General features: G+C 57.0%; 11 protein-coding genes. All 11 read left to right on the forward strand.

The features are described 5' to 3' along the window. The first annotated feature begins 4 nt into the window (after positions 1-4). The 11 genes from NA78x_RS01095 to NA78x_RS01145 all read left to right on the forward strand — a co-directional run bounded on the left by NA78x_RS01095 (position 5) and on the right by NA78x_RS01145 (position 12,198). A complete protein-coding gene (locus NA78x_RS01095; protein ID WP_425616570.1) occupies positions 5-664 on the forward strand; it encodes an exosortase-associated EpsI family protein in 660 nt (219 codons plus the stop codon). Positions 665-711: 47 nt separating this feature from the next. After that, positions 712-1,602, forward strand: coding sequence for a sugar transferase (locus NA78x_RS01100; RefSeq protein WP_425616571.1), 891 nt, complete (start codon positions 712-714; stop codon positions 1,600-1,602). A gap of 31 nt (positions 1,603-1,633) precedes the next feature. Continuing rightward, positions 1,634-2,533 (forward strand): XrtA system polysaccharide deacetylase, encoded by a 900-nt coding sequence (locus NA78x_RS01105; RefSeq protein ID WP_425616572.1) that lies wholly within the window; start codon positions 1,634-1,636, stop codon positions 2,531-2,533. An 11-nt stretch (positions 2,534-2,544) separates the two neighbouring features. Beyond that, positions 2,545-3,771: a TIGR03087 family PEP-CTERM/XrtA system glycosyltransferase gene (locus tag NA78x_RS01110; RefSeq protein ID WP_425616573.1), complete on the forward strand. Its 1,227-nt coding sequence runs from the start codon at positions 2,545-2,547 to the stop codon at positions 3,769-3,771. 26 nt (positions 3,772-3,797) lie between these two features. Continuing rightward, positions 3,798-4,457, forward strand: a complete 660-nt coding sequence (locus NA78x_RS01115; protein WP_425616574.1) for an acyltransferase — start codon at positions 3,798-3,800, stop codon at positions 4,455-4,457. Positions 4,458-4,472: 15 nt separating this feature from the next. Continuing rightward, positions 4,473-6,392 (forward strand): asparagine synthase (glutamine-hydrolyzing), encoded by a 1,920-nt coding sequence (gene asnB / locus NA78x_RS01120; protein WP_425616575.1) that lies wholly within the window; start codon positions 4,473-4,475, stop codon positions 6,390-6,392. Between the two features lie 361 nt (positions 6,393-6,753). Beyond that, positions 6,754-7,947, forward strand: a complete 1,194-nt coding sequence (locus NA78x_RS01125) for a glycosyltransferase (protein WP_425616576.1) — start codon at positions 6,754-6,756, stop codon at positions 7,945-7,947. 282 nt (positions 7,948-8,229) lie between these two features. After that, positions 8,230-9,114 (forward strand): glycosyltransferase, encoded by an 885-nt coding sequence (locus tag NA78x_RS01130; protein WP_425616577.1) that lies wholly within the window; start codon positions 8,230-8,232, stop codon positions 9,112-9,114. A gap of 7 nt (positions 9,115-9,121) precedes the next feature. Continuing rightward, entirely contained in the window at positions 9,122-10,303 is a 1,182-nt protein-coding gene (locus tag NA78x_RS01135; RefSeq protein WP_425616578.1) for a glycosyltransferase family 4 protein, read from the forward strand. Positions 10,304-10,448: 145 nt separating this feature from the next. Further along, positions 10,449-11,405 (forward strand): FemAB family XrtA/PEP-CTERM system-associated protein, encoded by a 957-nt coding sequence (locus NA78x_RS01140; RefSeq protein ID WP_425616579.1) that lies wholly within the window; start codon positions 10,449-10,451, stop codon positions 11,403-11,405. Between the two features lies 1 nt (position 11,406). Further along, positions 11,407-12,198, forward strand: a complete 792-nt coding sequence (locus NA78x_RS01145; protein WP_425616580.1) for a tetratricopeptide repeat protein — start codon at positions 11,407-11,409, stop codon at positions 12,196-12,198. Positions 12,199-12,430 lie beyond the last annotated feature (232 nt).

A 12,430-nucleotide genomic window follows, 5' to 3' on the forward strand; every position in this document is an offset into this window, starting at 1 on the left:
GATCATGAAATCTTTCGGAACATTACTGACGGGTATCTTGCTGATTGCGATCACGGTCGCAGTGGGGGCCGCGCATGGCACCTTGATCGGCCGTTGGGGACTGAAGCCCGATGTGATGCAAGGCGCCAAGTTGCTGGAGAAAGTCCCTGATCAATTTGGCGACTGGAAGCGGGACGGCGACGATACTACGCAGCTCGATCCCGAGGCGGCGAAAGTGCTGCAATGCAAAGGGCACATCGTTCGAGTCTATGACAATGTGCGGACCGGCGATCGAGTCTCGGTGGCGGTGCTCCTGGGACCAGCGGGGCCCATTTCGGTGCATACTCCCGAGGTCTGTTACTCGGCTCGCGACTATCAGATTACGAGCGATCGCAAAAGCTGGTCGCTGCCGGAAAGCGACTCGAAAAACTCGGACACATTTTGGGATCTGCGACTGACCGCCAACAATGTCTCCGAGACTCGACTGCGTGTCATGTATGGCTGGACAAACCACCAAACCTGGCAGGCCCCCGATCATCCGCGTTTCTCTTACGGCGGCAGCCCTTACCTCTACAAGCTCCAACTCGCTGGTCCGGTAAACGATGACGAAAACCAACGAGACGCTTGCAATGACTTTCTGACGGCATTCCTCCCCGTGCTGCGGAACTACTTGATTGACCGCTAGTCTTCCCGCCTCCGCCTACCTCAGATCAGCGACCAAGGATTAATTCAATGGCCGATAACCTATCTTCGCGCTTGGAACGACAGGGAGAGTCAGAGTGCGACTGCTTCGACAAGCAGCCAAAAGCTCGGCTGAAGCGCTACTTTGGCTGGAAAGGGGCTTTGGACCTGTTAGCCGCAGCAATCTTGCTGGTTCCTGGGTTGCCCATGATCGGCATCCTGGTGATCTTGATCCGGCTAACATCGAAAGGACCGGGAGTCTATCGCCAGGTGCGAGTTGGCCGAGACGGTCACATCTATACCATGTACAAACTGCGCAGCATGCGCAGCGATGCCGAGTCCAAGACCGGTCCGGTTTGGACCACCATCGGCAGCGACTCCCGCATCACGCCGCTGGGCTACTGGCTGCGAAAACTCCACCTGGATGAACTGCCGCAGCTGATCAACGTCCTCAAGGGAGAGATGTCACTCATCGGCCCCCGGCCCGAGCGACCAGAGTTTGTGCACGTCCTGTCACAGAACATTCCCGGCTATCGAGACCGCTTACGCATCGCGCCGGGCATTACCGGCCTCGCGCAAATCAACCTTCCCCCAGACACCGATTTGAACAGCGTGCGGCGTAAGCTGGTTCTCGACCTGGAATATGTAGAGAAGGCTTCGCTAACGCTCGATTTCCGAATCTTCCTCTGCACACTCTTCCGAATTTTTGGCGTTCGTGGTGACCGCGCCATGCGAATCATGTCGCTGCAGCGGACTGTTGTCTTGGAAGGTGTTGAGAAAGATGGCTCAGAGAGCAAAGCTCCCGCAGCACCCGTGACGGTCGCGCAGGTCGATCCTCTGCTCGCAGCCCAAGAGCAACCGAAGGTGTTCCGGCCGCAAGCGGGAGCCGCACATCAGCTGGAAGCCAGGCATGAAGTCGCCGGCGTAGCGGCTCACGAATAGTGTTTGTTGGAGCGAGGAGAGGAAGCTGGCTTTGACATCCCCCACAACCCTGAACGCCTTTACCGTCGACGTTGAGGACTATTTTCAGGTCACCGGCTTCGAGCGGCAAATTGCCCGCACCGACTGGGATAGCCACGAAAGTCGCGTCGTCGCCAGCACTCACAAAGTGCTAGAGGTTTTGGCCAGCGTGGATGTTCGCGGCACGTTCTTTGTCCTGGGTTGGGTAGCGAACCGCTTTCCGAAACTCGTTCGCGAAATCTACGCAGCCGGTCACGAACTCGCCTCACACAGCTATTGGCATCGGCTGGTTTACTCGTTAACCCCAGCGGAGTTTCGCCAAGATCTAGCAGACTCTCGTAAGGCCATTGAGGATGCCGCGGGCATTCGCCCCGTGGCCTATCGCGCGCCGAGTTTTTCGATTACGGCCAAGTCGCTATGGGCGCTCGATATCCTGGCTGACGAAGGCTTCACCATCGACTCCAGCATTTTTCCTACTCGACATGATCGATACGGCATTCCCAATGCCCGGGCAGACATCCACGATTTGGAGTTGAGCACGGGAACGCTCACCGAGTTTCCACCGACGGTTTCCCCTTTGGCTGGAATGCGGTTGCCTGCCGGAGGTGGCGGCTACTTTCGGCTTTATCCTTGGCAATTCTCCAAGTACTTGCTCGGCCGGTTGAATCAGGCCGGTACACCGTTCATGTTTTACATTCATCCGTGGGAAGTGGACCCCCAACAACCCCGGCTCCCCCATGGTTCGCGGTTCTCGCGTTTTCGTCATTACGTCAATCTGAAGACTACCGAACAAAAGCTGCGCCTTTTGCTTGAAGAATTTCGCTTTGGAACGATGAGCGAAGTATTAGACGCGTGGCGCGCTAAGCGGGCTGGCAAGTTGACATCCGTTGAACTGGCAACGAGCGCCAACTGAACTCGCAATCCATGAGCCCGCGACCCAAAATCTTGTTTCTCGTTCATCGCGTTCCCTTTCCGCCTAATCGCGGAGACCGCATCCGTTCGTATCACATTCTGAAATCTCTCGCCGAGTGGTCCGATGTCTCTTTGGCAACGCTGGCCGACGAGCCCCTGGAGCCAGGCACACACCAGGAACTCGACCGACTTTGTGAACGGGTCGCCATCGATCAGGTTTCCAGCACTCGCTGGTTGCGAGCCGCAGTGAGCTTGCTGGCGGGAAGATCGGCAACGGAAGGTCTGTTCGCGTCCACCAATCTCCGGCGAACTTTGGATTCGTGGACGCGCACCACGCCCTACGACGCAGTCGTCGTCTTTTGCTCGAGCATGATGCAGTATCTCCAACTTCCAGGCCTGAAATCAGTCCGCGCGATCATCGACCTCGTGGATGTCGACAGCCAGAAGTTCCTGGACTACGCCCAAGAGGCTACGGGGTTGAAGAGGCTGCTCTATCAAACGGAAGGCCAGCGCCTGCGAACACTGGAGAGGACCTTGCCCTACCGCGCACGTGCGATCACTCTCGTCAGCGAAGCCGAAGCTGATCTCTATCGCACGATTTGTCCGAACGACCGCACACTCGCGCTCGAAAACGGCGTCGACTTGAACTACTTCCAGCCCCAGGATGTTGAGGCCAGCCCATTCCACTGCGTGTTTGTGGGAGCGATGGATTACTACCCGAATGCTTCTGGCATCAAGCAGTTTTGTTGGGATGTCTGGCCGCAAATTCTGAGTCGTTACCCAGCAGCTACGCTGGCAATTGTCGGTCGCAACCCACCGCCGGATGTCAAAAGCCTGGTGTCAACTCCTGGAATCGAAGTAACGGGAACAGTGCCAGACGTTCGGCCGCACGTCGCAAAGGCGACCGCTGTCGTGGTGCCGCTCAAGATTGCCCGAGGCGTCCAGAATAAAATCCTGGAAGCCATGGCAATGGGAAAGCCCGTGATTGCCTCTCCCCAAGCTTTGGATGGTTTGCAAGCGCAACCTGAACAAGACTTGCTCTCGGCATGTTCAGCTGACGAATGGGTTTCCCAGATCAGTCGCTTGTTCGAAGACTCACTCGCCTGTCGCGAACTGGCGATCTCGGCTCGGCAATACGTCGAAAACCGGCATGCCTGGTCGATTACTATGCAGCCATTGGCCGAGCTGATTGGTTGGGAAACGGCACCGAAACATCCTCGGGTCGCCGCGACCATTTAGTTCATCGAGAATCGTTCGTTCCGATCGTGCGTCAAATAGCTAAACTCGCAGCCAATGGCTTCGCGGCCGCAGCGGTGTTTCCGTTGCTGCTGATGTATTGGTCAGCTGCCCTGATTGTGGGCAGCGGCCGAGCATTCCCGGGCTGGTCCCAGGCCATGTGCGTCTTTCCAGGCACGATCGGCGCCTACCTCCGCAGATCCTTCTATGCAGGCGCTCTACCGCGAGTTGGCACCGGTAGCGTGATTTCGTTTGGGACGGTGTTTTCGCACCCAAGTGCCACGATTGGAAAAGATGCCTACGTTGGACTGTTTTGCTGCTTGGGGGATGTCGATCTGGCGGATGATGTCCTCGTCGGCTCGCACGTCTCGATCATGAACGGCAGTCGTCAGCACGGCACCTCACGCTTAGACATTCCGGTCCGCGAACAGCCTGGTGTTTGGCCACGCATCGCGATTGGCCAAGACTCTTGGATTGGCGATCGAGCCGTCGTGATGGCCGATGTCGGTGAGCACTGCATCGTCGGTGCTGGCTCCGTCGTCACCAGACCGGTCCCCGACTATGCAATTGTGGTGGGCTCGCCGGCCCGCATCGTGGGTGACCGACGCGATCAAGTGACCCAGCTTTCTGATATCGCCAAGCCACTGAGCTTGGGCACTCAAATGCGCATCTTGGTTCCCGGCGAATAGGACAAACAGTCGTTCATGTGCGGAATTGCCGGTATCGCCTCAGCTAATCCCCGAGAGGAGATTTCTCCCGAGGAACTGCGATGGATGTCCAACGGCATCATCCATCGTGGCCCCGATGGGGAAGGTGCGTTTCGTGCGCCGGGCATCGCACTCGCGCACCGCAGACTGGCCATCATTGACCTCGCCGGGGGATCGCAGCCCCTGGGCAATGAAGACGGAAGCATACAGGTCGTCTTCAATGGCGAGATCTACAACTATCGGGAACTGCGCCAAGACTTGGAACGCAAAGGACATCGCTTCGCGACCAATTCAGATACGGAGACCCTCGTTCATCTCTACGAAGAGAAGGGGGATGCGCTCGTCGAAGACTTGCGCGGCATGTTCGCCTTTGCACTTTGGGATGGTCGACAGAAGCGGTTGCTACTCGCTCGTGATCGGCTCGGAATCAAACCGCTTTACTATCGTTTCGACAAGCACCGGCTCCTCTTTGCGTCGGAGCTAAAGGCCATCTTGGCCGTTGAACACGATCGCACGCTCGACGTGAGCGCGCTGGAGAGCTACCTGGCTTTTGGGATGGTAACAGGCAGCCAGTCGATTATTCGTGGCATCGAAAAGCTGCCGCCCGGTCACACCCTGGCAATCTCTGCCAGTGACTGGCGGCCACGAATCCATTGCTACTGGCGATTGCAGTTTCAACCCGATGCACAGCTATCAGAGGCCGAATGGTGCTCGGCGATTCGCAACAAGCTGGAGGAATCGGTCGATCGGCATCTCATCGCCGATGTACCCGTCGGTGCCTTCCTGAGCGGTGGTTTCGATTCAAGTGTCATCACGGCGCTGGCAGCCCAGAGAACGGGTCAGCCAGTTCAGACATTCTCGATCGGCTTCCGTGAGGCTGAGTTCAACGAGCTTCCGTATGCTCGTCAGGTTGCCGGTCATTGGAAAACACAGCATGTCGAAGAAGTCGTCTCGCCCGATGCGGTCGCCTTGCTCGATGATCTGTGCTGGTACTACGACGAGCCTTTCGCCGATGCCTCGGCCATTCCCACCATGCTCGTATCGCAGCTGGCGGCACGGCACGTTAAGGTCGTCCTCTCCGGCGATGGCGGCGATGAAGCCTTTGGTGGTTATGCCCGCTACGCTCACGACCTGCGCGAGTCGGCGGTACGAGCTTATCTGCCTCAGTGGCTGCGGCGGTCCGTCCTGAGCCGACTAGCTCACTACTGGCCCAAAACCGATTGGTTGCCGCGAAAGCTGCGGGCGAAGACTGCGTTGACGAATCTCTCACTCGATCCGCATCAGGCTTACGGTAATACACTCACTCGGTGTCGCTTGCCGTTACGTCGCCAACTTCTCGCGGCAGGGATCGTCGAGCAGTTAAACGGCAATCAGCCTGAAGCCTTAACCTATGGCGGATTCCGAGACGGCAATCACGATCCGCTCGCGAGCATGATCTCTGCCGACATCGCCACGCTCCTGCCCGATGACTATCTGGTGAAAGTGGACCGCGCGAGCATGGCCTACGGTCTGGAGGTCCGACCTCCCCTGCTCGATCACGAACTGTTTGAACTGGCGAGTCGTATTCCTTCTCGATTCAAAGTGAGGCAAGGGGAAACGAAATGGATTTTTAAGCAAGCTTGCGGCGACTTGCTGCCGCAGGGACTTCTCAACCGGCCGAAGCAGGGATTCGACATCCCTTTGGACGCCTGGTTTCGAGGGCCATTGAAAGAGCTGTTTTGCGATACGGTGCTGCAACCGAACAGCATCGCCGCTGACTATCTGGAGTTGCCGGCAGTGCGTCGGCTCTTCGAGCGCCATCAAAGCGGCGGGCAGCGCAACGGCCAAACGCTGTGGGCTCTACTCGTCTTCAGCAAATGGGCAGACACATTTCTTCGCCCCAGCCACACTGGCAGGGCAGCGGCGAGGGTGGCATGAATCGCCAGCATCCGGCCCCCGTCGAATCTTCAGTTACTTAAAAATAAATCACGATATACTTGACAATACACAACCACACTGAGATAATGTCGGCACGTTCTGTCACAATTTGGTGGTTGAGGCATGGGCCCGCTCTGTGCGATTGGGTTAGGTCGTGCGCGCAAGGCGGAAGTCGCGGTTGCAAGCGAAGTGCCTGTCCAACAACCAGGCAGGTTATTGGACAAATCGAGCGAGTTGCAAAAACTGCAAACGAGTCGCAAGCAAAGCAACTGCAACCACTTCGGACTAAATTCAAGAATAGTTGCGTGTCCAATAACCCTGCTGGTTGTTGGACGTTTAGGGTGCGTCGAAAAGACCCTAAATGGCTGCTCGCCTGACCATGAACGATTCATTAGCTACCAGCGAGCGACCTGTCGTGCTCCAGGTTCTCCATTCGCTGGAGGTCGGTGGTGCCGAGATTCTTGCGACCCGGATCGCACGGCGACTGCAACACCGCTACGAGTTTGTGTTTGGCTGCTTGGATGGCCTGGGAACCCTGGGGCATGAACTCATCGGGGAAGGCTTCCGAGTGGAAGTTCTGGGACGAAAGGCTGGCCTGGATGTGGGTTGCGTGCGTCGCCTCGCACAATTGGCCCAAAGTTGCCGCGCGGGTTTGATCCATGCCCATCAGTACACGCCATTCTTCTATTCACGAGCGCCTGGGTGGCTGGGTCCTCGCGTACCAGTGCTCTTCACCGAGCATGGCCGAATGCATCCCGATTTGCCCAATCGCAAGCGGATGCTTTTCAATCGCCTGTTTCTGCGGTCGCAAGATCGGGTTGTCGCCGTCGGTGAGTCCGTGAAAACGGCTCTGGTTAAAAATGAAGGCATCCCCGGCAACAAGATCGAAGTCATCTACAACGGCGTCCGTCTCGATGACTTCACTACGGACGCGAGCCTGCGAGAGCAAATGCGGTCTGAACTGGGCATTCGTCCGCAGCAACCTGTGGCCATTCAAGTCGCTCGCCTGGACTATTTGAAGGATCACAGTACCGCAATTCGCGCTGCCGCTCGTGTGCGGGAACAACATCCTGACTTTCAGCTGTTGCTGGTGGGCGAAGGACCGGAGCGAGCCAAGATCGAACACGAAATACTGGAACGAGACTTGGGAGCGACCGTCCGATTGCTCGGCCTGCGCAGCGATGTGCGGCAACTGCTGGCTGCGGGCGATTTGTTTCTGCTGACCAGCATCAGCGAAGGGATTCCCGTCACGCTCATCGAAGCCATGGCCGCGCGCTTGCCAATCGTTTCTACCGATGTGGGAGGCGTGGCCGAAGTGGTACTCGACGGTCGCAACGGCTGGCTGGCTCCTGCCAAAAACGATGAGGCTTTGGCCACCGGAATACTCAAGGTTCTTCGCAATCCAGCTCAAGCGCAACAACTGGCCTCCGCCGGAGCGGAGCGAGCTCACGATTTATTCTCGGAAGGTCAGATGCATCGTTCGTATGCCACGATTTATGATCGTTTGGCAAGCGTCGCGGTGAGCAAGCAGCCCCTGGCACTTCAAGAAGCCTAATCGATGCTGCTCGTATTCTCTGACGACTGGGGCCGGCATCCGTCGAGCTGTCAGCATCTCGTTCGACATTTGCTTCCCAGACATCGTGTCGTGTGGGTCAATACCATCGGCATGCGTCCACCGACTCTCGACTGGCCCACCTTTCACCGTGCTGCCGAAAAGTTGCGTCACTGGCGCAGCTCCAAACCGCAAAGTTGGGAAGGTAAGCACCCTGAGGTGATCAATCCGCGCATGTGGCCTTGGTTTCGACGTTGGCACGATCGCAAGTTGAACGAACGGTTAATGTACCGTGCGCTCCAGCCAATCGTTGAAGCTGCGGGCGAACCCGTCTTTGCTGTGACAACCGTCCCGATTGTCGCTGACTTGATGGGCAAGCTGGCCGTTGATCACTGGACATACTACTGCGTCGACGACTTCAGCAGTTGGCCGGGCTTGGATCAACCAACGATGGAGCGGATGGAGCGAGCTGTCATCGCTCGTTGCGACAAGGCAATTGCCGTGAGCGACAACCTCATCGCTCGACTGCGGGATCGTGGAAAGGAATCGACGCTTCTTTCCCACGGAGTCGACTTGAGTTTTTGGAGCCCGCCAAATTCTGCAGCGGGTGAAAGACACCTTAGACATCCTGAGCACCCGTTGATCGTTTTTTGGGGTGTCATTGATCGGCGAATGAACGTCGACTGGATTCGCAGACTGGCCCACGATTTGACCGGGGGCACGATCCTGTTGGTCGGTCCGCTCGATGCTCCTGATCCAGAGCTGCTGAAACTTCCTCGCGTAGTCCATCGACCATCGGTACCGCTGGCCGAGCTACCGAGCATTGCCGACTCTGCCGATGTGCTGGTGATGCCCTATGCCGACTTGCCTGTCACCCGAGCCATGCAACCGCTGAAGCTCAAGGAGTATCTGGCCACCGGTAAGCCTATGGTTTCCAGCGATCTGCCGGCAGTGAGGGAGTGGAGCGATTGCCTGGACATCGCCTCGACGCCCGAAGAGTTTTCGGCGCTCGTGCGAACTCGCGCCCGCACGGGAAAACTGAGTGCGCAAATCTCAGCGAGACAGCGTCTGGAGGCCGAATCATGGCAGGCGAAATCTCTCGCATTTGAAGCGATCGTTTGTTGTGCTGGCCAACAGGCTGGCCGCGAAGTGGCTCTTTCGGCGACCTGATCCAACTATGTCCTTAGTCCTTGAATCTCGAGATTCGCATCCAGCCATCAGAGCGAAGTTGCCGGTTATCCTGCACACTCGTGTGGTGACAGGACAAGGAGGCGGTCCGGAAAAGACGATTCTCAATTCGCCGCGGTTCCTGCCTCCGCTTGGTTACCAGGCGATCTGCGCCTACATGCGATCGCCGAGCGATGAAGGATTTCAAGCGATTCGCGATCGAGCTTCGGGATGGCAGGCACCGCTTGTTGAGATTGACGATAGAGGCCCGCTCGACATCGGTGTCTTTCGCCAATGCCTGCAGGTATGCCGCGAGAACAATGTCGCGATTTGGCACGGACACGATTACAAGAGCAATTTGATCGGTCTATGGGTCAGCCGATATTGGCCGATGCGACTGGTGACGACGTTGCATGGCTGGGTGAAGTTCACTTACAAAACGCCGCTCTACTACGCCATCGATCGTTGGTGCCTGCGTTACTACGAAAAGATCATCTGCGTCTCCGATGACCTGCTGCGCACTTGCCTCGACTGGGGCTTGCCCGCGGATCGCTTCATTTACATCGAGAACGCCATCGATACCGAACAGTTCTGTCGTCGGCAGTCGCGCGAGTCTGCCCGAGCATCGCTGGGGCTCGACCCGAGTCGAAAGATCGTCCTGGCTGTCGGCCGCCTGTCGCCCGAGAAGGGATTTGATGTACTCATCAGAGCGTTTGCCTCGCTTTCTCAGCAGCAGCATCCGAGCGACTTGGTCATCGCGGGCGAAGGAGATGATCGCACTCGCCTCACTGCACTGATCGAGGAGCTAGGTGTTGGCGACCGCGTGAAACTGCTTGGGTTTCGCTCAGATACAACGTCACTTTATGAAGCGGCCGATATCTTCGTCCTGAGCAGCTATCGGGAAGGTTTGCCGAATGTTGTTCTGGAAGCAATGGCGATGGAGACGCCCGTCATTGCCACGCGGGTGGCAGGGGTCCCAAAACTGATCTCCGCTGGCGAGACCGGCTTACTGTTTGACGCAGGCGACAAAAATGCACTCGCCGTGCATCTCGCGAGCCTACTTGAAAGTGGTGAGTTCCGCGAAAGACTATCCAAAGCCGCGCGAGCAACGATTGAGCAGCAATTCTCCTTTCACCGCCGGATGGAAAAGGTGGCGCAAGTTTACGACGACGTTCTGGCACGCAATCCCTAAACTCACGATGTCCATAATTCACGACGCGCCTGCCGCTGAGACGCTCGCTTTGAAAACAAGCGTGCTTGAGCCCAGGGATTTCGCGCGCTGGGGTACCTCGTTCTCGCAGAGCATGGAGACTACTTCTGCGCTGACAAGCGAGCGAGTGCTTACTTCACTGCGTTGGCTTTCTGTTCTCAAGCAAGGACTTCAGCAGCAACCCTATTGCATCCAAGTACATTCCGCCGGCAAGCTCGTTGGCTTTCTGCCGTTGGTGTTCGTCGAGAGCGCCATCTTTGGCCGCTATCTGGTGAGTCTCTCCTACGTCAATTCCGCGGGAATCGTGGCGGAAACAGACGCCGTTGCTAGTCAACTTGTCGATGAGGCCGTAAAGCTCGCGAAGCGATGCAACGTCCGCTACCTCGAGTTGCGACACGAGCGGGAGATCACGCACCCCACGTTAACGGAGAAGAACGAGGCAAAGGTCTTGATGCGGCTCACCCTTCCAAGTTCAACAGAAGAGCTATGGAACAGCTTCAAATCCAAGCTGAGAAGCCAGATTCGCGCGGGCGAAAAGAATGGCTTCGAAGTCTGCTGGGGACGAGAAGAACTACTCTGCGACTTCTACCGAGTCTTCTCGCACAATATGCGGGACTTAGGGACGCCTGTTTACTCGCGGCGACTGTTTTCCGAAATACTCGCGACCTTTGCGGGCGATTCGGAGTTGTGTGTGCTTAAGCTTGGCGGCTCTGCTGTTGCCGCAGCATTACTTCTGCACACTGACAAAACGACAGAAGTTCCCAGCGCGAGTTCACTGCGGCAGTTCAACAACACGAACGCCAACATGGTGATGTACTGGAATCTACTCGTCCGAGCCGTCGAACGGGGTCAACGAACCTTCGATTTCGGCAGAAGCACCGTCGAAAGTGGTACTTATCGATTCAAGAAGCAATGGGGCGCGGAACCCTCACCCTCAGTCTGGCAGTACCATTTGCGGCAAGGTACGATCCGCGCCCTTCGTCCAGACAACTCGCGTTTCAGCCTGGCAATCAAAATGTGGCAGCGACTCCCGGTATCCCTAACGCAATTGATCGGTCCTCCAATCGTGCGAGGGATTCCCTAGCGTGACCACACCGACTTCCACGACAACTGGGTGCTCTTTGCTGCTAGTTTTTTGCTTCGTCGCCATTGCCGGGTGCCACACGCCAGATCCTGCTGCACCGTTTCTGCACACAGGGCGGGCAGCACTGGCGGAGGGCAGTTGGAGCACCGCAATTGAGAGTTTCGATGAGACATTGCGGCTGAACCCAGAATGCCTTGAAGCACTCCTCGGACTAGCTACTGCCCGCGAAGGATTGGGAGATCTATCCTCTGCCGCGACCGACTACGAGAGAGTGCTGAAAGTCGATCCCGAGAACGTGCATTCTCGGAAACGACTGGTCTTGCTTCTTCTTGAATTGGACGAAGGCTCTAAAGCACATGGCCAGCTGAGTGCGCTCGAGGGCAAGATTGCAGACTTCGACTTTCACTTGATTCAAGGCCGAGTGGAGCTTTTGCTCGGAAAGGCGAACGAAGCAGTTGTGCAATTTGACCAAGCACTCGCGCTCGATCCGGGCAACACCCTCGCGTGGTACCTGCGGGGAAATGCGTTGGCAAGTAGCGGAAACAATGTTGCTGCAGAGGACTCATTCACCAAGGCAATCGCTGCCGACCGCCAGAATGCGATAGCCTATTGGCAACGCGCAGTCGTCCGAACAAAACTCAACAAGAAAGACCTGGCAGAGCTCGACCAAGTCACTGCGGCTGAACTAGACCCCCGCCTCTCGTTCGCTGAGTCATCTGTGGGAAAAACCATGCTGGAGCGTCTGCAAGGCGATTCCGATGGGCTCCAGGCTTTACGAGGGTCGGCCCCATAAAAAGGGCTCTTTTTAATGCTTGACAGCCTGCGATTGTTGATTAAACTCAAACCGACCAGCCAGAACTATCTTGGTGCAACGCATAAGCCACCCACGCGGACGGAGTCCGCGCCTAAATCGCTCTCAGTCAGATTCTGAATCGTCTAGCCCCCCGAAACGCGACCCAGCGATCTTCTTTTTCTGGATACGACTAAATTTGTCCGTGGCTCGCAGTGCGCCTGCACTGTAACTC

It is taken from the genome of Anatilimnocola aquadivae, from assembly GCF_049819085.1.
Taxonomy (GTDB): Bacteria; Planctomycetota; Planctomycetia; order Pirellulales; family Pirellulaceae; genus Anatilimnocola.